Source organism: Acidimicrobiales bacterium, from assembly GCA_016716005.1.
Classification (GTDB): Bacteria; Actinomycetota; Acidimicrobiia; order Acidimicrobiales; family JADJXE01; genus JADJXE01.
Map to the genome: position 1 here is coordinate 1,944,909 of JADJXE010000001.1, position 20,862 is coordinate 1,965,770.

The window sequence follows — 20,862 nt, forward strand, 5'->3', positions numbered from 1 at the left end:
GGGTGACGGCAGGCTCGGATTGCTGAGCTCCTTCGTGTGCCGACCAGGTCAGGGCACGCCCTTGCGGTCATCGATCACGAGATGGTGAGCGACGTGGGAACTGGCGCTGTGGATCCCGCCATCGTGATGGCGGTGGCTGCCGGTCTGGTCTTCATCGGGGTGCTCGCGAGCAAGGTTTCGTCACGCCTCGGGATACCGGCGCTGCTGCTGTTCATCGCGATCGGAATGCTCGCTGGTTCCGAGGGCCTGGGCGGCATCGAGTTCGACGACTATGAGATCGCCCAGTCGGCAGGCGTGGTCGCCCTGGCGTTCATCCTCTTCGCCGGAGGGCTCGACACGCGCTGGTCAGAGGCCCGGCCCGTGGCTGGCCTCGGGGTCCTGCTCGCAACGGTCGGGGTGCTGATGACCGCCGTCATCGCTGGAAGCGTCGCAGCCCTTGTCCTCGATGTCTCGTGGAAGGTCGGACTGCTCCTCGGGGCGATCATCTCGTCGACCGACGCCGCCGCGGTGTTCGCGGTGCTGCGGTCGCGCAGCGTCGGTCTGCGGGGTTCGTTGCGTCCCCTCTTGGAGCTCGAGTCCGGCAGCAACGACCCGATGGCGGTGTTCCTGACGCTCGCGTTCTTGGAGATGGTTGTCGAGCCTTCCACCACACTGCTCGACGTCGTCCCGATGTTCTTCCTGCAGATGACGGTCGGCGGCGCCGTTGGATTCGCGGTCGCACGTGCAGCGGTGCCGGTGATCAATCGTCTGCGACTCGAGTACGAGGGCCTCTACCCGGTCGTGCTGATTGCCGTCGTGCTGTTGACCTACGGAGTCTCCTCGCTGCTCGGCGGTAGTGGCTTCCTTGCCGTGTACGTCGCCGGAATCGCCATGGGCAACCTCTCGTTCCTGCACAAGAAGAGCTTGATGCGATTCGCGGACGGGCTCGCCTGGCTGATGCAGATCTCGATGTTCCTCATGCTCGGCCTGCTCGTCTTCCCATCTGATGTCGTGTCGGTGGCGTTTCGCGGGCTCCTCGTCTCGGCGGTCTTGATCCTCATCGCCAGGCCCATCGCGACACTCTCGGTGCTTCTCCCGGGGCGCTACGGTGCCCGTCCCTCGCTCATGGTCTCCTGGGTCGGGCTTCGCGGCGCGGTGCCCATCATCTTGGCCACGTTCCCGCTCGTGGAAGGCGCCCCACAAGCCGAGCTGATCTTCAACGTGGTCTTCTTCATCGTCATCACGTCGGTCTTGATCCAGGGAACGACGATTCCCCTTGTGGCCCGCTGGCTGCACGTCGATACCCCATTCCACGAGCGACGAGTCGCACCGCTCGAGTTCGTCGGTTCGCCTGACGGCTCGACGGATCTCCATGAGCTCGTCGTGTCCGTGCACGGCCCGGCTGCGGGAAGACAGCTCGTCGATCTCGGCCTCCCTCAGGGGGCGCTGGTCGTGCTCATCAGCCGAGGCGCCGACTACGCCGTGCCGCAGGGTTCAACCGTGCTGCATCCCGGTGACAACGTGCTCCTCCTCGCCCGACAAGAGGTGCTGCCCCTTGCACGCGAGATCGTCGAAGGACCACCGCAGACCTGACGATCCCGTGCGGCCCATGTCCCGGCCGGACATGCCAGGCGATGAGCGCAGAGGTTCCCGTCCGGATCGTCCCACAGCGTCGGCACAGCCATGAGCGGCTCTTCGGCGGCGTGCGCGAGACCCGCGCTGTGCGGCAGTGGGGCCGAGGGAACCCGAGAGGTCAAGTCGGCCGAGGTCGAAGACCGGTTGCGCTTCGCGCTCCAGGTCGCCCTGCTGCTCAGCGAGCACGACGCACCGAGTGGTAGAGGCATGGTTCCAGGGACTGAACCCGCATCTCGATGACCGCTCACCGGCCCGGCTGCTGCGCGACGGCGACCTCGAAGAGGTCGGACCACTGGTGCTTGCTGCCGCGCGGGCGTTCCTCGTGGGCGGTGAAGGCCGCCGGCGCTCCCGCCGAGGTGGTCCGGCTGGGGCGGCGTCCGGACCCGTGGAGCTGGCCCGATGTCCATCAGGGGCGTCGAGTGCCGTTGTAGCAGGTCAGGTCAGGTTGGGTGCGTGGTCCGGCGGGCGCCGCCGGATCCGGCCCCGTGATGGCCGGTGGAGTGCCGATCGGAGTGCCAAGCCCCGGTCGTCCCGCCGGCGACCGGGCTAGTCCCGGGGGACTTCCAGGTAGCGACCGGGACGAGCCCGGGTTACGGTTGTTGCAGATAAGGAGGTGCCGGGATGGCACGGGCGAGTGTGTTGTCGAGCGCAGTGCGGGTCGAGCCGAAGAAGGCGGAGCGAGAGTCGGCCGCCGAGGTCGCTCGTGCCGTGCGCGGCCGGACCCATTCGTTCACGCTCCAGCTCCCGGACGGTACCTCGGTGCCGTTGCCCCGGGCCCTCGTCGAGGTGCTGCGAGCGTCGGCCGGCGAGATGGCCGACGGCCACGCGGTGACGGTGCTCCCATCGGAGGTGAGCCTCACTCCAGCGGAAGCGGCCGAGCTGCTCGGGCTGTCGAGGCCCTTCATCGTCCGCCTGCTCGACGAGGGCGAGATCCCCTCCGAGCGGCTTCCTCGTAGCCGGCACCGGCGGGTGCTGCTGTCGGACGTCCTGGCGTTCCAGGCGAAGCGCGAGCGGCGCAAGGAAGGCCGCCGGCGGATCGCGGCGACGGTGGAGGAAGCCGACCTCCCGTACTGATGCGTCGTGTCTTCGCGGACAGCAACGTCCTGTTCCCGTTCTCGGTGATGGATCTGCTCTTGGCCCTGAGCGAGGACGGCGTCCATGAGGTCCTCTGGACCGACGACCTGCTCGACGAGTGGGAGCGCGTGATCGTCAGGGAGCAGAAGCGCTCACAGGAGTCTGCGGCGCAGATCACCAAGGCGGTCCGCGAGTTCTTCACCGACAGCAAGGTCGAGCGGGACGAGTACGAGCACCTCATCGAGGAGATGCCGGGCAAGGACGCCGACGACCACGCGCACATGGCCGCCGCCGTCACTCGGCAGCCGTGCACGATCCTCACCAGGAACGTGAAGGACTTCCCGTCGGCACCGCTCGCGAAGCGGGGCGTGCGGGTAACTGATCCCGACACCTACCTCTGCGAGGTCGTCGGGGAGCTGCCCGACGAGGTCGCCGACACCCTCATCCGGCTGGCAGCGGAGAAGACCAGACCAACCAAGACACCCCACGACCTGCTGGATGACCTCGAGCACGCCGGCGTTCCACGGTTCGCAGGACTTGTACGCCGGCTTCTCCAAGCCCTCTTCATCTGTGGCTAGCGAGGTAAGAGACCGACTTGTCGGTTCCAATCACGCACGTACATCTCCCTACTGAACCAATCTCTCCTGAGCGCGCTCGGAGGGACTCGAACCCCCAACCTTCTGATCCGTAGGCGCTTCCGACGGGTCCGTCAGGTGGTGTCGAGTTCCGTTAAGGTGGGACGTCCGGTCCGGCGAGTGCTGCGGAATCCGGCTCCGTGACGCCTGGTGGATTGCCAAGGGGATTGCCAACCCCCGATCAGGGGGAGGCCTCATCGCTGCTGATTCGATCGATCAGCGATTGCACCGCCCCTGCGAGCGGTCCGACGTCGTTGCCAACGACGTCCTGCACGATTGCGTGGTCGGTGTCGAAGTAGCGGTGCGCGAAGTGGTCCCGCATGCGGGCGACCTCCTTCCACGGCAGCCCGGTGCACCCTCCAGGAGGCTGGGATCGATGCCCTTCACCGCCTCGCCGATCTCGATGAGACGTACGCGAACCGCGTCGTAGACGAGGCCGTCGTGGAGATCGCCTCTCGTGAGATGGTCCCGGATCGCCTCGAGGGACTCGAGGATGTCGCGCAGACGAGCCTCGTCCTGGCGGCTCAAAGCGGAACAGCCTCGGCCAAGACCTCGTCGCGCAGCCGCTCCCGCAGTGACGCCGGTGTGCCGACATCGACCTTCACGCCGAGGGCCTCCTCGAGCTCGACGCCGATCGAGAGGATCTCGATCGGTCGGGCAACGGGTTCTAGCTCGACCAGGAAGTCGATGTCGCTGCCCGGCCGCTCGTCTCCCCGAGCCACAGGTAGATGGCGACGGATCGTCCGTGATGGCGAGCGACGATGGCCTTGATCTCCTCGCGACGGGCCTCCACCAGCTCCCGCAACGGCGTCGCCTGGACGTCGGTCATGGTCACAGAGTACGGGCCACAACGCTGTGAGACCGGCTGAGTCGCAGTTCGGCGGCGCTCGGCCGTGAGCGGCGCGCATATGCAGGCCACCCTCCGTCCCGGGGCTTCGGGACACTTCCACTCGTGGTTCGGGGGCAGTCCTCGACGCTCGAGAGGCGCCACAAGCCGGCGGTTGAGGGCATGTCGCGCCAGCATGCGGGACGTTGTCATGGGGCGCCCGGTATGGGCCGTTACCGAGTGGCCCGTGCCGAGCGGTGGCGCGCTGCACTCTGGCTGTTGTGTGCGTGTTCGTTGGCAGTTGGCAATGGCTCGCGCGGCTACGTCTACCGGGGATCGTTGTGCTGTGCTGGCCAGTGGTCAGCAGCGCACGTCGGCTACCAGCACCACCGGGCCGCCCGCGCTGCTCTGCTGCTTCAGCACGCGGCCAGCGCCGTCGCGGATCGAGGAGATGCCGTGCCCGGTCGAGCGCACGACGGGAACGCCGGCCATGACCGCAGCCCACACCGCGCTGTGATGGTGGAGGACCTCGAACCCGCCGAACCAGTCGTTCGACGGCACCGCGAGGAGCGCCCCGGCCCGCCGCGCCGAGCGCGCGGTGTCGGAGTAGTCGAGGTCGACGCAGATGGCCGTCGACAGCGCCGCTCCGGTGGCCAGCCGGTGAGGGCCCACCTCCATCTTGGCCAGGCGGGGCGGCTCGGCCCCGCGGGCGGGGTGCTGCTTCTCGTAGCGCCCGACCACGCCGCTCTTGTCGATCACCGCCAGCGTGTTCAACGGGATCGCCGCGTCGAAGAAGCCCGCGACGATCACCACGTCGAGCGCTCGGGCCCAGGCCTCCACCCCCGCGAACCAGCGCGCCGGCCCACCGGCCTCGGTAACGACGCTCGCCTCGGGGAGCACGATCACCCTGGCGCCCTGACGCGCGGCCTCCTCGACGTGAGGCCGGTAGCGCGCCAGCGTTCCCTCCACGTCGCGGTACTCAGGCGACTCGGTAGAGACCACCCCGGTGGGCTCTCCGTGCTCCGGCGGCTTGCCGTCGACGACCACCGCCGCGACGCGACAAGGGCTGCCTTGCCCGGCCCGGGCCGTGGCGCGCCTCAGGCTCGCCCAGCCGAACGTCAGCACCGCCACCACGAAGCCCGTCCCGGCCGCCGCCGCTCCGAGGTGGCCACCCAGCGCCAGCGCCACCGACGTGCTCGCGGTCGCGAGCACCGCCGTCGTCATCAGATCGCCGCCCAGCCGCGCCGTGTGCACCACCGCCAGCCATGGCTGCTGGGTGCGCGCCAGGGGGTTGTTCACGAACCGGGGCGCCCCGATGAGCCGCAGGGGGAGCACCGCGGCCACCATCGCCAGCGGGAAAGCCACCACCAGCCACGGCCCTTTCGCCAGCCACGCCGCCAGGGCGGCGCTCGCCCCCCAGCTCACGGCGCTCGTTGCGGCCGTCAACGGAGCCATGGGCCGCAGCGTTCGTGACCACACCCCGGAGACGCTCGCCAGCCCACCCACCAGCGCCGCCGCCAGGCCGGCCTCGAGGGGAGTGCGAAGCAGCGCCAACAGCGCCACAGGGACGAGGACACACCAGCCGAAGAGGGGCAGCAGGGTCTTCATCACGCTCTTGGCCGTGGACATCGTCTCTGGGCTTGTCAACATGGTCGTGGACATCATCCCTCCGGTCAACGACTCGGGCGAACCAAGCCATCGCATGCGGTGGCTCTGGCTGTTCGAGCAGCGAAGGCAGCAGAGGGTTGTCAGGGTGAGTCCGGGTGGCGGTCGCGATCGACATTGACCACCCCGCGATTGCGCTCCATCTCTCTGGATGTGATCCTCGGTGATCGGGCGCCTGCCGAACACTGCCCAGGCATTGATCGCAACGCCGACGCCCCATCCAAGGGTGACCCAGACCGGCCACGGAACCCGTGTCTTCTCGGAGTCCGTGAATGCCCGGAGAAACCACAGGAACGCGTTGACCACGACGTACACCGCCAAGTGTGACTTGAAGTCGCGTTTCTCCCTGAGTCGCTTGATCGCGAGGTCTCTCGAATCCGCAGCATCACGGCTCATCGGATATCAGCGGGGCGTGATCGTGGCGAGTAGGCCTGTGGGGAGAACTCAGCGGCGGTCGACCGACCCGCCGGCCCCTTCGGCCGATGGTGGGCCGCCCATCATCCACGTGTGGGAGGCCGATGAGCTGTGCCGGTTCCTCGATGCCACCGTCGATCATCGCCACCACACCGTGTTCACGATCGCGGCGAAGACGGGGATGCGCCGGGGCGAGCTGCTCGGGCTTCGTTGGCACGACATCGACTCCTAGCGCTCGACCGTCACCATCCGCCGGGCGCTGCCGGTGGTGGGCTGGACGGTGCACTTCGCCGACGTGAAGACCCGCACGGCCCGCCGGACCATAGACATGTCCGGCACCGCACTCGATGCGCTGCGGCGACGACGGGAGTCCCTCGAGAAGGCTGCCGCTGATGCAGGCGAGGGCTTTGATCCGAAGGGCTTGGTGTTCGCCCGGCCCGACGGTGATCCGATCCACCCCGAGTACGTCACCCGGACGTTCGATCGGCTCGTGGCCCAGCACGGCCTGACCCGCATCCGCTTCCACGACCTTCGGCAGACGCACGCCACCCTGCTGCTGAAGGCCGCGGTCCCCGTGAAGGTCGTGTCCGAGCGTCTCGGCCACGCCAGCCCTGGCTTCACGCTCAACGTGTACCAGCACGTCCTCCCGGGCATGCAGGCCGAAGCGGCCCTGGTCTTCGACCGCCTCCTCGGCGAGGGCTTCGGCAAAGCCGATCAGTAGATGCCGAGCTCCTGGGCCTCCGCGGCGAGGGCGTTCACGGCATCGAGGCGCCGGGCTTGGTCGAGACCCCGGAAGCGCACCACGTCGGAGCGCTGGAGCAAACGCCGACCGCCGACCTCGGCGAGGGGATCTCACCGCCATCGAGCAGCCCGTCGAGGTAGGGCTGAGACACGCTCAGCAAGTCGGCGGCCTGCTCGGCACTGATCTCCTCTTCATGCGGCGTCATGGCATCTGTCCACCTCGGTACTGGCGGGGTCGGACGGCGCGTTTCGCGGCTTCGGCGTCCGCCTGATTGCCACGGCTCCGGGTCGGTGAGCCCGAGAGGGAGTGGATCGATGGCGGACTCCTCGACGTGGACTGCTCGGCCCCGCACCGTCCCGAGCGGCTCAGCCCGCCCGGTCGCAGTCCATCCCAACCGATCCGTTCGAAGACCCGTTAGAAGTCGGCCCGATCCTGGACGCGCACGAGGCGGCCTCCGGATCGGAAACCGCCTCCTATCAGGGATCCTGGTCAGCGCGCTCGGAGGGACTCGAACCCCCAACCTTCTGATCCGTAGGCGCATCCGTCGGGTCCGGCTGGTGTTGTCTCCTGCTGTTGTAGCAGGTCAGGTGGGGCGTCCGGTCCGGCGAGTGCTGCGGAATCCGGCTCCGTGACGCCCGGTGGATTGCCAGCGGGATTGCCAGGGATCACGTCCCGACGTCGTCTCCATCCACTCGCGTGATCAGCGAGCGGACGGCATCGAGCAGAGGTCCGAGCTCGGTGTCGACCACGTCCTGCACGATCGCGTGGTCGGTGTCGAAGTAGTGGTGGGCCATTTGGTCGCGCATGCGAGCGATCTCTCTCCACGGGATGCTCGGCGCCTCTTCGAGCAGGTCCGGGCTGATGGCCTTGACGGCCTCGCCGATCTCGATGAGGCGAACACGCACCGCGTCGTAGACCAAGCCGTCGTGGAGGTCGCCTCGTTCGAGGTATCCCTGGATCGCGCTGATCGCGTCGGCGATGTCATCAAGACGTGCCCTGTCGTGTCTGCTCACAGGCGCACGGCCTCCGCGAGGACCTGGTCTCGCAGCCGATCCCTGAGCGAGTCCGGTGTACCGACGTCGACCTTCACCCCGAGCGCTTCCTCGAGCTCGGCACCGATGGACAGGATCTCGAAGGGTCGAGCTCCGGGAGCGAGCTCGACGAGGAAGTCGATGTCGCTGCCAGGCCGCTCGTCCCCGCGGGCCACCGAGCCGAAGATGGCGACCGACCGGCCGTGGTGACGCGCCACGATGGCCTTGATCTCCTCCCGGCGAGCCTCCACCAACTCCCGCAGCGGGGTCGCCCGTACGTCGGTCATGGGTGACAGGGTACGGGCCACGAACGTTGCGGTACGGTCCGAGTCAGGTTTCGGTGACGCTCGGCCGATGAAGCCCAACGCCCAGACCCGACGGTTGAGGGCATGTCGCGGCAAGTCCGCGACGAGAGGGTCGATACTGACGGAGATGTCGATCGCTGAGGAACCGGGACGCAGTGCTGAGGTGGCAGCGGCGCGGCGCCGGGCCAGCGTGGTTGCGGTAGTCGCGGGGCTCGCTCTTGCGCCGTACTTCTGGCTCGCGAACGCCGTGGTGGGCTGGCCAGTCCAGGACGCTCCGCCCTTCGACGCGCCGGCACAGGACTTCATCGACTTCTACGTCGACGGGTTATCCCGGATACCGCTCAGGGCCACCGTGGCCATCGGCTCTTGGGCCCTGTGGCTGTTGTTGGTCCTGTCGGTGGTGCGCGCGGCGTGCCGACGGCTCGATCTTGCCGCTGTCTTCTCCATGACGCTGGCAGGCGCCGCCATCGCGCTCTACGTGGCGGCGGAGGGTGTGCTGGCGTGGCCGACGATCGGGACGACGGAGAACGACGTCTCCCAGCATCTTGATCCTGGCGTAGCCCAGGCAATGGTGCTCTCGCGAGACGGCCTCCATGCGACGGCGAGCGTGCTGCTGGGGATCTCGATGCTGGTCGTCGCCTGGCTCCTGGCCCGCAGCGACCTTTGGGGCCACTGGATGCTCGCAGCGGTGGCGTTCGTCGCTGGCGTGTCGGCCTGTACCACGATGTTCCAGGGTTCAGACCCGATCGGACCCGGTGGGATCCTCCTGTGGGGCATTGTGGTCGCCGTCGTGATCTTGGTCGGCCGACGACGCGACGTGTCCCCGCACCCCTACTGAACTGCTCTTTCCTCAGCGCGCTCGGAGGGACTCGAACCCCCAACCTTCTGATCCGTAGTCAGATGCTCTATCCGTTGAGCTACGAGCGCAGGGTGGACCGGGGAAGTGTAGTCGGCGGGTGTCCCGGGTTCGATCGGGGCCCTGCCCCGCCACACCCGCCGCCGGAGGGAGAACCGTGTGCCGGAACATCACCACGCTGCGGGGGCTCGAGCCGCCGGCCACCACCGCCGAGATCGAGGCGGCCGCCCGCCAGTACGTGCGCAAGGTGAGCGGCATCCGCCAGCCGTCACCGGCCACCGAGGATCGCTTCGAGCAGGCCGTCGCCGAGGTGGCCAGGATCACCGCCGACCTGCTCGACGGCCTCCCGCCCCGCCGCCAGCCACCCGCCCAGGTGCCCCCGCTGCGCCGCCTCGGGCCCGCCTGAGCGGGTCAGCGCCGGCGGAGCCGGCCCAGGCCCAGCCCGACGAGCCGCCAACCGCCGGTGGTGGCCACGATGAAGGCCGCCGACACCCCGAGGAACGTGGTGAAGAACGGCCGGTCGAGCGCCACCGCCCGCAGCGCCCAGGCCACCGGCAGGCCGATCACCCACACCGCGGCCAGGCGGGCGAGCCGCTGGGTGCGGGCGGTGTACAGGCGGGCGGCGAGGGCCACGGCGTACCAGCCCACCGCGAACGGCCACAGCACCTCGAGGAACCAGGACCCGTCGCCGTCGATGCCGTGGCTGCTGCGTCCCCCCCACACGAAGGCCAGCAGGCAGGCCAGGTCGAGCAGCGGCGGCAGCCACACCGGCGCCCGGCGCTCGCCGGTGCCGGGCGACGACGGAGCCGGCGCAGAGGCGGGCGACGACGCGGGAGCGGGGTTGGCCACGACCCGAGTGTGCCCGCTCGCCCGGCCGGGGCGCCATCCGGGCACCCGTGACCCCCTACGCTGCCGGCCACGACAAAGGGGGGAACCGTGTCCTTCGATCCCATCGCCTCGCCCACGACCACGGTGGCCGACCACCGGGAGCCGCAGTTCGTCTTCCCCGAGGAGCACGAGGCGGCCCAGGCCAAGCTGGCCGACTTCGCGGCCCGCACCGGCGGCCGGCGGCCCAACGTGCTGGTGATCCTCATGGACGACGTGGGCTGGGGCGACTTCGGGTGCTACGGCGGCGGGGTGGCCGTGGGGGCGCCCACCCCCAACATCGACAAGCTGGCCCGCCGGGGCCTGCTGCTCACGTCGTGCTACTCGGAGCCCTCGTGCTCGCCCAGCCGGGCCACGCTGCTCACCGGCCGGCTCCCCATGCGCCACGGCCTGCAGCGCCCGCCCATGTACGGCGAGCCCGGCGGCCTGCAGGGCGAGATCACCCTGGCCCAGCTGCTCTCCGACGCCGGCTACGTCACCCAGGCGGTGGGCAAGTGGCACCTGGGCGAGAACCGGGCCAGCCAGCCCCAGCACGTGGGCTTCGACGACTTCTACGGCTTCCTGTCGGTGTCGGACATGTACTCGGAGTGGCGCGACCCCGCCTTCTTCCCCGAGCTCGTCTACTCGGCCGCCCGCACCGACTGGCTGAAGAACCAGCCCTTCAACCGCTGCTTCGTGCATGCCACCAGAGGGCGCGAGGTGGAGCCGGTGGAGGAGGTCACCATCCCGGTGCTCTCGCTGCTCGACGACAAGTGGGCCGAGTACTCCATCGACTTCATCGGCCGCATGGCCGACGACGAGCGCCCCTGGTTCCTCTACCACGGCACCCGCGGCGCCCACTTCGACAACTACCCGCACGAGCGCTTCCTCGGCTCGTCGCCGGCCAAGCACCCCTACAAGGACACGATCATCGAGCTCGACGACATCGTCGGCCGGCTGATCGCCGCCCTCGAGGAGACCGGCCAGCTGGAGCGCACCGTGGTGTTCGTGTCGTCCGACAACGGGCCGCACATGGAGAACTGGCCCGACGCCGCCTACACGCCGTTCCGCTGCGCCAAGGGCTCGACGTGGGAGGGCGGCGTGCGCGTCCCGGGGATCTTCGCGTGGCCGGGGATGATCGAGCCCGACCGCCAGACCGACGGCCTGTTCGCCTTCAGCGACGTGTTCACCACGGCGCTGGCCCTGGCCGGCGCCCTCGACGACATCCCCACCGACCGGTTCGTCGACGGCGTCGACCAGACGTCGTTCCTGCTGGCCCCGGACGGCACGTCGAACCGCAAGTACCACTACTACTGGCTGCTCGACACCCTCTCCGCCCTGCGGGTGGGCGAGTACAAGTTCATGCTCGCCTCCACCAGCGACGACGACACCGACGTCGCCGGGCCCGGCGGCTTCACCGGCGTCACCCAGCACTACACCTACGCCCGGCTCTACAACCTGTACCTCGACCCGAAGGAGCGGCACAGCTACCTCACCCGCAAGCTGGCCTACAACGAGTCGTTCCTGAGCGGGATCGTGAACCACCTGCGCACGTACCGCGAGTTCCCGCCGAAGAACGTGATGACCAGGGCCGACTGACCCGAGCCGCCGCGATCCGCCGCCCGTAGCCTGGGCCCATGGCTGACATCCCCCAGACCGACGAGGAGTGGCGCCTGCGGCTCCCGCCCGAGCGCTACGAGGTGCTCCGCCGGGCCGGCACCGAGCGCCCGTGGAGCGGCGAGTACGTCGACTCCCACGACGACGGCACCTTCACCTGCGCGGGCTGCGGCGCCCCCCTGTTCCGATCCGACACCAAGTACGAGTCGGGCTCGGGCTGGCCGAGCTTCTGGGAGCCGATCACCCCGGGCGCGGTCACCGAGCACGTCGACGTGTCGCACGGCATGCGGCGGGTGGAGGTGCGCTGCGGCCGCTGCGGCTCGCACCTGGGCCACGTGTTCGACGACGGCCCCCGCCCGACCGGGCTGCGCTACTGCATGAACTCCCTGGCCCTCGACCTCCGGCCGGACGCGCCGGCCACGTGAGACCGGCGGCGGGGCCCGGCCGCACCGCGCTCCTCGTGGAGCGGGCCGCTCCCGCCTTCGACGCCGCCGCCGACCCCGGCCGGGCGGCGGAGATGCGCCGCTACATGAAGGACCGGTTCCCCTTCTACGGCGTCCCCACGCCGGCCCGGCGGGCGATCACCCGGGCCGCAGCGAGCGGGCTCGCCTCGCCCAACGAGGCAGACCTGGCCGAGCTGGCCGCGGCGTGCTGGGCGCGCGACCAGCGCGAGTGGCAGTACCTCGCCTGCGACCAGCTCCGCCAGCACGTCCGCGCCTGCTCGGCCGGCTTCCTCCCGGTGGCCGAGCGGCTGATCACGACCAAGTCGTGGTGGGACACGGTCGACGTGCTGGCCGCCCGCGTGGTCGGGCCGCTGGTGGCCGCCACCCCGTCGCGGCGCGACCAGCTCGAGGGCTGGGTCGCCGGCGACGACCTGTGGCTGGCGCGCGCCGCCATCCTCCACCAGCTCGGCGCCAAGGAGCGCACCGACCACGAGGTGCTCTTCCGCTGGTGCGCGGCCCGGGCCGGCGACACCCGCTGGTTCATCCGCAAGGCCATCGGCTGGGCCCTGCGCGACTACGCCCGCACCGACCCCGACGCGGTCCGCCGGTTCGTGGCCGAGCACGACGCCGAGCTGTCGGGGCTCTCGAAGCGGGAGGCCCTGAAGCACCTCCGCGGCTGACGCCACCGCCGAGCGGAGAGGGTGGGATTCGAACCCACGGACGGGTTTGCACCCGTCAACGCCTTAGCAGGGCGCCCCGATCAACCTGGCTCCGGCACCTCTCCGTGTCCTCCGCGGATGGTACACAGCCCGTCACCGGTGGGCGGCCGTGGCCGGTGGCGGAGGGAGCGGGATTCGAACCCGCGGGGCTCATCACCCAGAGGTTTTCAAGACCTCCGCAATCGTCCGCTCTGCCATCCCTCCGGTGGCGAGGCTAGCCAGCGCCGCCCGGCCCGCCGACGCCACCGAGGGGGCCGGCCCCGACCCGAGCGCGGAGGTCGGCGAGCCACTCGTCGGCCTCGCGCCAGGCCGCGTCGGCCTCGCGGCGCAGCTCGGCGCCCTTGCCCGTGCCGGCCGGGTAGGAGCCGAGGAACTTCACCCCGCCGTGCTTCACCCGCAGGTCGCGAAGCGTGTCGGCCACCAGCTCGTCGGCGACGTGACCCTCGAAGTCGATGATGAAGCAGTAGTCGCCCAGGCCCCCCGACTTCGTGGGCCGGCTCTCGAGCTTCGACAGGTTGATGGTGCGCGCCGCGAACTCCTGGAGGATGGAGATCAGGCTGCCCGGCACGTTGGCACGCTGGTACACGACGACGCTCGTCTTGTCGTGACCGGTCGGGGCCGGCACCCCGTCGCGGGCCACCACCACGAAGCGGGTCTGGTTGGTGTCGTGATCCTCGATGTCGGTGGCCAGCGCCTCGAGGCCGTACAGCTTGCCGGCCAGGGCCGGCGCGATGGCAGCGGTGTCGGGCCGCGGGTCCTCGCCCGCCAGCCGGGCCGCCTCGGCGGTGGAGGTGGCGGCCACCAGGTCGACGCCGGGCAGGTGCTCGTGCAGGAACCGCCGGCACTGGGCCCAGGCGTGCGGGAACGACACCACCCGCCGCACGTCGGCGAGGGCCACACCGGGCGCGGCGAGGAGGTGCATCTCGATCTCGAGGACGACCTCGCGCTGGATGAGCAGCCGGGTGCCGAAGGCCAGCGTGTCGATGGTGAGGTTGACGGTGCCCTCGATGGAGTTCTCGATAGGGACGAAGCCCACGTCGGTGTGGCCCGACTCGGTGGCCTCGAGCACGTCGGGGATGGTGGGGAGGGCGACCAGCTCCGCGGCGGCCAGGTACGGCTGGGTGAGGAGCGCCTGCTCGGTGAAGGTGCCGTGCGGGCCGAGGAACCCCACACGGAGGCGGGGGGCGGGATCGGTCACGACGGGCCAGGATAGTGAGGTGGACGAGCCGGCAATCCTGCAGCTGCTGGAGGACGTGCGCGACGGCGCCCTGCCGGCCGACGCCGCCCTGGCGCGCCTGCGCCGCCTGCCCTTCGCCGACCTCGGCTTCGCCCGCGTCGACCACCACCGCGCGCTCCGCCAGGGCCTGCCCGAGGCCGTCTACGGCCCCGGCAAGTCACCGGGCCACGTGGCCGCCATCGTCGGCGAGCTTCTCGACAACGGGGCCGGTCCCGTGGTGCTCACCCGGGCCGACCCGGCCCAGGTCGAGGCGGCGACGGCCGCCAGGCCCGGGGGCACCGTCACCGGCCACGACGGCACGCCGGCCACGGTGGTGTGGCGCCCGTCGGCCGAGCGGCCCGAGCGGATCCTGATCGTGGCGGCCGGCACCGCCGACCTGCCCGTGGCCGAGGAGTGCGCCGCCACCCTGCGGGCCCACGGCTTCCGCCCGACGCCGCTCACCGACGTCGGCGTGGCCGGGGTCCACCGCCTCCTGGCCTCGGCCGGCGAGCTCGACGCGGCCGACGGCGTGGTGGTGGTGGCCGGGATGGAGGGGGCCCTCGCCAGCCTGGTGGGGGGGATGACCGGCGCGCCGGTGGTCGCGGTGCCCACCAGCGTCGGCTACGGCGCCGGGCTGCAGGGGGTGACGGCCCTGCTCGCCATGCTGGCCTCGTGCGCGCCGGGGATCGCGGTGGTGGGGATCGACAACGGGTTCGGCGCGGCCTGCGCCATGGCCCGCATCCTCGGCGTGCGGGCGGTGCGCGGTGGCTGACGTCGAGGCCGCCGGCACGGCCCCCGCCACCGTCGCCTGGTTCCACTGCTTCTCCGGGGTGGCCGGCGACATGACGCTCGGGGCGCTGGTCGACGCCGGCGCCGACCTCGCCGAGGTGCGGGCGCTGTGCGAGCGCCTCCCGGTCGGCGGGTGGGCACTCACGGCCGAGCCGGTGCTGCGGGGCGGGATCGCGGGCACGCACGTCCGGGTCGTCACCGACGAGCAGAAGGTGGTGCGGACCTTCAGCCACATCGTCGGGCTGGTGGAGGCGGCGCGCCTGCCAGCCCGCGTGGAGGCCCGCGCCCTCGGCGCCTTCACGGCCCTGGCCGACGTCGAGGGGCACCTCCATCGGCGACCCGCCAGCCAGGTGCACTTCCACGAGGTCGGCGCGCTCGACGCGCTCATCGACGTGGTGGGCTCGTGCGCCGCGATGGAGGTGCTCGGCGTCGACCGGGTCGAGGCCAGCGCGGTCGCGACCGGCACCGGGATGGTGCGCACCGAGCACGGCCTGCTCCCCAACCCGGCGCCCGCCGTGGTGTCGCTGCTGCGGGGTGCCCCCACGTACGGCATCGAGGTCCCGGTGGAGCTCACCACGCCCACCGGCGCCGCGCTGCTGGCGGCCACCGTCTCGCGCTGGGGGCCCCTGCCGCCGCTGACCATCGCAGCCACCGGCTTCGGCGCCGGGACCCGCGAGCTCGACGACCGGCCCAACCTGCTCCAGGTGGTGGTGGGCACCGCCGCCGATCGCCCGGTGCCGGGCCAGCCGGTCGTCGTGGTCGAGGTGACGGTCGACGACGTCACCGGCGAGACGCTGGCCCACGCGGTGGCCACGGTGCTCGAGGCCGGCGCCCACGACGCCTGGGTCACGCCGGTGGTGATGAAGAAGGGCCGGCCCGGCCACGTGGTGACCGCGCTCGCCGACCCGGCCCTCGCCGGGCAGGTCGCGCTGGCCCTCCGCCGCGAGACCGGCAGCCTCGGGGTGCGGGCGACCACCTCCGAGCGCTGGCCCGCGGCCCGCGCCGTCCACCAGGTGGAGGTGGGGGGCGAGCCGGTGCGGGTGAAGGTCAGCCCCGGGCGGGTGAAGGTGGAGCACGACGACGCGGCCCGCGCCGCCGACCGCACCGGGCTCCCGCTGCGCGAGGTGGTCTCCCTGGCCGAGGAGGCGTGGCGCCGCCGACCCCCCGACGACGAGGCCGGCTGACCACGCCGGGGCGCCGCTCGGCCGGCTCGATGAGCGGCGCGGCCCGCGGGCCGGCGGACCGGTGACCGGCACTAGCGTGGCCCCCTTGTGAGCAGCCCCGACGGGCCGGACCACACCGACCACGATGCCGACGACGTCGGCGAGCTCGACCTCGATGCCACCGCCGACGCGCTGCGGGCCCTGCGCCGGCATCGCCGACGCAAGCGGGTCGCCTCGATCCACTGGGTGGACGCCCTGTACCGCACCTACGTGGCCGCCGTGGTGGGGATCGTGGTCGTGCTCCTCGTGTCGAGCTTCGTCGGCGACGGCGAGGTGACCGGCTCCGCCCTCGACCGGGTGCTGGCCGACGGCCCGGCCGCGGTGGGGGTGGTCGTGGCCGTCGCCCTGGCCCTCGGGCTGCGCTCCGGGGGTCAGGGCGGCCCGCTCGCCCTCGAAGCCGCCGAGGTGCGCCACGTGCTGCTCGCACCGGTGCCGCACCGCACCGCCCTCTGGCACCCTGCGGTGCAGCAGCTGCGCTTCGCGGCGTTCGTGGGTGCCGTCATCGGGGCCATCGGCGGCCAGCTGGCCGCCCGCCGCCTGCCCGGCTCCCCGCTCGCCTGGGTGGCCGTGGGCGGGGCGTTCGGCCTGGTCCTTGCCCTGGCCGCCCTCGGCGCCGCCCTCGTGTGCTCGGGCTGGCACGTCCCCCGCTGGGTCACCACGCTGGTCGGCGCCGGGCTCGTCGGCTGGGCGGTCGCCGATCTCACGGGCCACGCGCCCACCGCCCCCACCAGCCTGCTCGGCGAGCTCGCCCTGGCGCCCGCCTCGTTCGACTGGGTGGCGATCCCCGCGGCGCTGGCGACCCTGGCCCTCGTACCCCTCGGGCTGCTCGCCATGGGCGGGTTGACCGTGGAGGCCGCCGAGCGCCGCGCCGCGCTGGTCGGCCAGCTCCGCTTCGCGGCGACCATGCAGGACCTGCGGACCGTGCTGGTGCTGCGCCGCCAGCTGGCGCAGGAACGACCGCGGTCGCGGCCCTGGGTCCGGCTGCGCCGGGTGGGACGCCGGCTGCCCGTGTGGCGGCGGGACTGGCACGGGATCCTGCGGTTCCCGGGCACGCGGTTGGCCCGCATCGCGCTGCTGGCGTTGGTGGGCGGGCTGTCGCTCCGCGCCGCCTGGGACGGCACCACCCCGCTCCTGGTGCTCGCCGGCCTGGCCTTCTTCGTGGCCGGCATGGAGGCCGCCGAACCCCTCTCCCAGGAGGTCGACCACCGCGACCGCACCGACGTGCTGCCCACCGAGCTCGGTGACGTGCTGGTGCGCCACCTCCCGGCCGCCGGCGTGGTGGCCGTGCTGGTCGGCGGGGTGGCGGCCGGTGCAGCCGCGCTGGCCGGGCCGCCGGCCATGGCCGTGGCCGCGTGCGCCGCGGCATCGGTGACGGGCGCCCTGGCCGGCGTGGCCGGCGGCGCCGCGAGCGTGGTGATGGGAGCGCCCGAGCCGTCGTCGGGGTCGGAGACGGCGGGCCTGGTGCCGCCCGAGGTCGCGGGCCTGAAGATCGCGGCCCGCACCGCGTGGCCCCCGGCCATGGCGGTGGTGGGCTGCCTGCCGCTCCTCGCGACCCGGGTGGCCGAGGAGAAGGGCTACCCGGCCTTCCGGCCGACGGCCACGGCGTGCGTGGGGGTGGTGCTCCTGGTGTCGATCACCGCGGCCTGGGTGCGGTTCCGGGAGCCGGCGCGGGCCTGGTTCCGCCGCCAGATGGAGGAGGCCGCCCAGCAGAGCGGCATGCGCCCCGCGAAGGAGCCGACGTGAGCGCGAAGCGGAAGCGGACCGAGGAGCCCGAGGTGATCCCGGCGGTGCGCACCGTGGGGCTCGCCAAGGACTACGGCGACCTCGTGGCCCTCGCCCCCCTCGACCTCAGCGTCCCGCCCGGACAGTCGTTGGTGCTGGTGGGGCACAACGGCTCGGGCAAGACCACCCTCCTGCGCCTCACCGCCGGCCTGCTCGAGGCGACGGACGGCTCGGTGGAGATCGCCGGCGCCGAGGCCGGCACCATCGCCGCCCGGGCCGTCACCTCCTACCTGCCCGACAACCCGGTGCTCTACGACGACCTCAGCGTCTGGGAGCACGCCGAGTACATCGCCCGCCTCCACGGCGTCGACGACTGGGAGGGTTGGACGGCCGAGCTCCTCGGTCGTCTCGGCCTGTCCCACCGAGCCGACGACCTGCCGTCCACCTTCAGCCGGGGGCTCAGGCAGAAGACGTCGATCCTGCTCAGCCTGGTGCGCCCCTTCTCCGTCCTGCTGGTCGACGAGCCCTTCGTCGGCCTCGACGCCGGCGGCAAGGAGGCGCTGCTCGGGCTGCTGCGGGAGGTGCACGCCGAAGGGGCCACCCTCGTCGTCGCCACCCACGAGCTGGCCTTCGTCGACATGGTCGACCGCTGCGTGGCGCTGCGCGAGGGGGAGGTCATCCACGACGGCCCCACCGACGGCATCGACGTGCTGTCGCTGGTGTCGTAGCGGTGCCGACTCCGACTCCGGCTCCGACTCCGACTCCGGCCCCGGCCCCGGCCCCCGATCCCGTGGCCATCCCCCCCGTGGTGGCCCCGGCGTGGGTCGCCGCCCACCGCGGCGAGCTCGTGCTGGCCGACGTCCGGTACTTCCTCGACGGCCGCTCGGGCCACGACGCCTACCTCGCCGGCCACCTCCCCGGCGCCGTGTTCGTCGACCTCGACGCCGACCTGGCGGGCCCGCCCGGCGGTGCCGCCGGGCGCCATCCGCTCCCCACTGCGGAGACCTTCGCCGCGGCCCTCGCCCGGCGCGGGATCGCCAGCGCCGACCTCGTCGTCGCCTACGACGATGCCGGGGGGTGCTTCGCAGCCCGGCTGGTGTGGATGCTGCGGGTCACCGGTCACCGCGCGGCGCTGCTCGACGGCGGCCTGGCGGCCTGGGCCGCTCCGCTGGAGACCGGGGAGGTCCGCCGATCACCCACCACGCGGGTGCCCGCACCGTGGCCGGCCGACCGGTTGGCCTCCACCGACCAGGTCGACGACCTCCGCACCCGCCCCGACGCGGTGCTCCTGGACGCCCGCGCGCCCGAGCGGTTCCGGGGCGACGTCGAGCCGCTCGACCCCCGGGCCGGTCACATCCCCGGCGCGCGCAGCTCGCCCTGGGCCGCGAACCTGGACGCGACCGGCAGGTTCCACCGGCCCGACGCGCTGCGGGCCCACTTCGCTGCGCTCGGCGCGCGGGAGGGCACGCGCCTGGTGGTGTCGTGCGGCTCGGGCGTGACGGCGTGCCACACCCTGCTCGCGCTTGAGCTCGCCGGCGTGACGGGCGCCGCCCTGTTCCCGGCCAGCTGGTCGGGGTGGTGCGCCGACCCGGCCCGGCCGGCGGCCCTGGGCGACGCCTGAGCGGGGTCGACGCCGCTCCCCCTGATCCTTCCCCTCATCCCGGCGCCACGCCTGCCGATCTGATCGTCGACAACCGTGCGCGCCGATTCGGGCATTTCGGCCCTGGCCTGCGCGCCCTGGGGGCGCGTTGGATGGGGACGGGTTCGGGGGCCGTGCGCAACCGCGCCTGGAGGAGACAATGAAGGGCAAGCTCAGCGTCAGTGCCATCGTCGTCCTGGTCAGCGGCGCGGTGCTCCTCGTGGCGTCGTTCCTGGCCTGGTTCGAGAGCGGCGTGTCCGGGTTCAGCGCCAGCGTCAACGCGTGGGACACCGAGTTCGGCCTCTTCCCCCTGTCGATGCTGCCGGCCGTGCTCGGCATCGTCGCCGCCGTGGAGGCCGGTCTGGTCGAGCTCGGCAAGGTCCGGCTCCCCGACCGCATCGGGGGCTTCACCTGGCCCCAGCTGCGCACCATCGCCGCCGGGGGCGCCACCGTGATCGTGCTGGGCTACCTGGCGAGCTTCCTGCTCGCGGACACGCCCGGCATCGACCTGGGCATCGGGCTGCTCCTGAGCCTGCTCGGCTGCGTGGGCCTCGTCGTCGGGGTCGTGCTGGCCTACAACGAGGCCAAGGCCTCGGCGGTGCCCGGCGGAGCCGCCAGCGTGATCGACGCGGCCATGGGCGCCGCGGCCGCGCCCCCGCCCCCGCCCCCGGCCCCTCAGGCCCCGGGCACCTACGACCAGGGCGCGGCCCCGGCGTGGGAGCAGCCGCCGCCTCCGGCCCCGGCCGCCGAGTGGGCGACACCGACACCGACACCGACACCGGCACCGGCACCGGCACCGGCACCAGCCCCCGCCACGACCGCCGAGTGGGCGGCACCGGCCCCCGCCACGACCGCCGCGGCGCCGGCCGAGCCGGCCGCGGCGGTGCCCGCCGATCCCTGGGCCGCCGTGGCTCCAGCGGCGCCAGCGGCCCCCGAGCCCCCCGAGGCCCCGGCGGCGGCCGTGACAGCCGAAGCCCCTGACGCCACCGCCGACACCGGCGAGGGGTGGGGGGCACCGGCGGCGGCGGCGCCGGCCGCGGCCGTCGCGGCGGCCGCCGCGACCACGCCCGCGGCCGTCGAGCCCGAGGTGATGGGGGCAGCGTCCCCCGAGCCGACGGCCGTCGAACCCGCACCGGCGGCAACCGAGCCCGCCGCAACCGCACCCGAGCCCGCACTCGAGCCCCAGCCCCAGCCCCAGGCGGCAGCCGCCTCCGAGCCCGTCGCCGCGCCGGCCCCGGCCGCCGGTGACTTCTGGTTCTACGTCGAGACGCCCCAGTCCCTCGTGGCCTCGGGCGACGCCAGCCGGACGCTGAGCGTGCTGCGCCCGGGCACGTGGTACCGGGGCCGCGGGGAGCAGGGCGGCTGGGTGCAGGCCGTCGACGAGAACGGCACGGAGGGCTGGCTCCCCGCCTACGCCGTGCGCCGGGCGCCGTAGGCGCCCCACCCACCAGCGGGCCTCGGCCCGCCC

Annotated in this window: 23 protein-coding genes, 3 tRNA genes and 1 pseudogene; 16 read left to right on the forward strand and 11 right to left on the reverse strand. The window is 72.4% G+C overall.

Annotated elements, in window-relative coordinates:
- The first annotated feature begins 81 nt into the window (after positions 1-81).
- From IPM45_09530 to IPM45_09540, 3 genes are all read left to right on the forward strand, one after another.
- The gene (locus IPM45_09530; protein ID MBK9179793.1) at positions 82-1,572 is read left to right on the forward strand and encodes a potassium/proton antiporter; all 1,491 of its coding nucleotides are present in this window, start codon (positions 82-84) and stop codon (positions 1,570-1,572) included.
- 663 nt (positions 1,573-2,235) lie between these two features.
- Positions 2,236-2,688, forward strand: a complete 453-nt coding sequence (locus IPM45_09535; protein ID MBK9179794.1) for a helix-turn-helix domain-containing protein — start codon at positions 2,236-2,238, stop codon at positions 2,686-2,688.
- Complete coding sequence (locus IPM45_09540; protein MBK9179795.1) at positions 2,688-3,266, forward strand: PIN domain-containing protein; 579 nt, start codon at positions 2,688-2,690, stop codon at positions 3,264-3,266. Before IPM45_09535 ends, IPM45_09540 begins: the two co-directional genes overlap by 1 nt.
- A gap of 238 nt (positions 3,267-3,504) precedes the next feature.
- Here the strand turns inward: IPM45_09540 and IPM45_09545 are convergent.
- From IPM45_09545 to IPM45_09560, 4 genes and pseudogenes are all read right to left on the reverse strand, one after another.
- Positions 3,505-3,851, reverse strand: a pseudogene (locus IPM45_09545) (DUF86 domain-containing protein).
- Entirely contained in the window at positions 3,848-4,045 is a 198-nt protein-coding gene (locus tag IPM45_09550) for a nucleotidyltransferase domain-containing protein (GenBank protein ID MBK9179796.1), read from the reverse strand. The pseudogene IPM45_09545 and the gene IPM45_09550 overlap by 4 nt, the downstream one beginning before the upstream one ends.
- Positions 3,991-4,152 (reverse strand): hypothetical protein, encoded by a 162-nt coding sequence (locus IPM45_09555; protein MBK9179797.1) that lies wholly within the window; start codon positions 4,150-4,152, stop codon positions 3,991-3,993. The genes IPM45_09550 and IPM45_09555 overlap by 55 nt, the downstream gene beginning before the upstream one ends.
- 357 nt (positions 4,153-4,509) lie before the next feature.
- Complete coding sequence (locus tag IPM45_09560; GenBank protein MBK9179798.1) at positions 4,510-6,210, reverse strand: 2TM domain-containing protein; 1,701 nt, start codon at positions 6,208-6,210, stop codon at positions 4,510-4,512.
- A 109-nt stretch (positions 6,211-6,319) separates the two neighbouring features.
- On the opposite strand from IPM45_09560, the gene IPM45_09565 reads away from it, so the two are divergent.
- A complete protein-coding gene (locus tag IPM45_09565; GenBank protein ID MBK9179799.1) occupies positions 6,320-6,460 on the forward strand; it encodes a tyrosine-type recombinase/integrase in 141 nt (46 codons plus the stop codon).
- A gap of 48 nt (positions 6,461-6,508) precedes the next feature.
- Positions 6,509-6,949, forward strand: a complete 441-nt coding sequence (locus tag IPM45_09570; protein MBK9179800.1) for a tyrosine-type recombinase/integrase — start codon at positions 6,509-6,511, stop codon at positions 6,947-6,949.
- Between the two features lie 686 nt (positions 6,950-7,635).
- On the opposite strand, the gene IPM45_09575 is transcribed toward IPM45_09570, so the two are convergent.
- The gene (locus IPM45_09575; GenBank protein MBK9179801.1) at positions 7,636-7,983 is read right to left on the reverse strand and encodes a DUF86 domain-containing protein; all 348 of its coding nucleotides are present in this window, start codon (positions 7,981-7,983) and stop codon (positions 7,636-7,638) included.
- A complete protein-coding gene (locus IPM45_09580) occupies positions 7,980-8,288 on the reverse strand; it encodes a nucleotidyltransferase family protein (protein MBK9179802.1) in 309 nt (102 codons plus the stop codon). The genes IPM45_09575 and IPM45_09580 overlap by 4 nt, the downstream gene beginning before the upstream one ends.
- Positions 8,289-8,433: 145 nt before the next feature.
- On the opposite strand from IPM45_09580, the gene IPM45_09585 reads away from it, so the two are divergent.
- A complete protein-coding gene (locus tag IPM45_09585; GenBank protein ID MBK9179803.1) occupies positions 8,434-9,144 on the forward strand; it encodes a hypothetical protein in 711 nt (236 codons plus the stop codon).
- 16 nt (positions 9,145-9,160) lie between these two features.
- Here IPM45_09585 and IPM45_09590 read toward each other — a convergent pair.
- Positions 9,161-9,233, reverse strand: a tRNA-Arg gene (locus tag IPM45_09590).
- Positions 9,234-9,319: 86 nt separating this feature from the next.
- Between IPM45_09590 and IPM45_09595 the strand changes: the two genes are divergently transcribed.
- Positions 9,320-9,568: a DUF2277 domain-containing protein gene (locus IPM45_09595; protein ID MBK9179804.1), complete on the forward strand. Its 249-nt coding sequence runs from the start codon at positions 9,320-9,322 to the stop codon at positions 9,566-9,568.
- A gap of 5 nt (positions 9,569-9,573) precedes the next feature.
- Here the strand turns inward: IPM45_09595 and IPM45_09600 are convergent, their stop codons facing one another.
- The gene (locus tag IPM45_09600) at positions 9,574-10,011 is read right to left on the reverse strand and encodes a DUF3054 domain-containing protein (protein ID MBK9179805.1); all 438 of its coding nucleotides are present in this window, start codon (positions 10,009-10,011) and stop codon (positions 9,574-9,576) included.
- Positions 10,012-10,254: 243 nt separating this feature from the next.
- Between IPM45_09600 and IPM45_09605 the strand changes: the two genes are divergently transcribed.
- The 3 genes from IPM45_09605 (at position 10,255) to IPM45_09615 (ending at position 12,766) form a co-directional block, all read left to right on the forward strand.
- Positions 10,255-11,625 carry a sulfatase-like hydrolase/transferase gene (locus IPM45_09605; protein MBK9179806.1) on the forward strand — a complete coding sequence of 457 codons (1,371 nt, stop codon included), beginning with the start codon at positions 10,255-10,257 and terminating at the stop codon, positions 11,623-11,625.
- Between the two features lie 38 nt (positions 11,626-11,663).
- The gene (gene msrB, locus IPM45_09610) at positions 11,664-12,068 is read left to right on the forward strand and encodes a peptide-methionine (R)-S-oxide reductase MsrB (protein MBK9179807.1); all 405 of its coding nucleotides are present in this window, start codon (positions 11,664-11,666) and stop codon (positions 12,066-12,068) included.
- 92 nt (positions 12,069-12,160) lie between these two features.
- Positions 12,161-12,766 (forward strand): DNA alkylation repair protein, encoded by a 606-nt coding sequence (locus IPM45_09615; GenBank protein ID MBK9179808.1) that lies wholly within the window; start codon positions 12,161-12,163, stop codon positions 12,764-12,766.
- Between the two features lie 13 nt (positions 12,767-12,779).
- Here the strand turns inward: IPM45_09615 and IPM45_09620 are convergent.
- The 3 genes from IPM45_09620 to pheA form a co-directional block, all read right to left on the reverse strand.
- A tRNA-Ser gene (locus IPM45_09620) sits at positions 12,780-12,870 on the reverse strand.
- A gap of 52 nt (positions 12,871-12,922) precedes the next feature.
- Positions 12,923-13,009 (reverse strand) — tRNA-Ser (locus IPM45_09625).
- A 10-nt stretch (positions 13,010-13,019) separates the two neighbouring features.
- A complete protein-coding gene (gene pheA / locus IPM45_09630) occupies positions 13,020-14,003 on the reverse strand; it encodes a prephenate dehydratase (protein ID MBK9179809.1) in 984 nt (327 codons plus the stop codon).
- Positions 14,004-14,022: 19 nt separating this feature from the next.
- On the opposite strand from pheA, the gene larB reads away from it, so the two are divergent.
- The 6 genes from larB (at position 14,023) to IPM45_09660 (ending at position 20,829) form a co-directional block, all read left to right on the forward strand.
- Complete coding sequence (gene larB / locus IPM45_09635) at positions 14,023-14,793, forward strand: nickel pincer cofactor biosynthesis protein LarB (GenBank protein MBK9179810.1); 771 nt, start codon at positions 14,023-14,025, stop codon at positions 14,791-14,793.
- Positions 14,786-15,994: a nickel pincer cofactor biosynthesis protein LarC gene (gene larC, locus IPM45_09640; GenBank protein ID MBK9179811.1), complete on the forward strand. Its 1,209-nt coding sequence runs from the start codon at positions 14,786-14,788 to the stop codon at positions 15,992-15,994. The genes larB and larC overlap by 8 nt, the downstream gene beginning before the upstream one ends.
- Before the next feature lie 87 nt (positions 15,995-16,081).
- Positions 16,082-17,776 carry a hypothetical protein gene (locus tag IPM45_09645; protein MBK9179812.1) on the forward strand — a complete coding sequence of 565 codons (1,695 nt, stop codon included), beginning with the start codon at positions 16,082-16,084 and terminating at the stop codon, positions 17,774-17,776.
- Complete coding sequence (locus IPM45_09650) at positions 17,773-18,483, forward strand: ABC transporter ATP-binding protein (protein MBK9179813.1); 711 nt, start codon at positions 17,773-17,775, stop codon at positions 18,481-18,483. Before IPM45_09645 ends, IPM45_09650 begins: the two co-directional genes overlap by 4 nt.
- Before the next feature lie 62 nt (positions 18,484-18,545).
- Entirely contained in the window at positions 18,546-19,376 is an 831-nt protein-coding gene (locus tag IPM45_09655; protein MBK9179814.1) for a sulfurtransferase, read from the forward strand.
- A 178-nt stretch (positions 19,377-19,554) separates the two neighbouring features.
- Complete coding sequence (locus IPM45_09660; GenBank protein ID MBK9179815.1) at positions 19,555-20,829, forward strand: hypothetical protein; 1,275 nt, start codon at positions 19,555-19,557, stop codon at positions 20,827-20,829.
- The last annotated feature ends 33 nt before the right edge of the window (positions 20,830-20,862 follow it).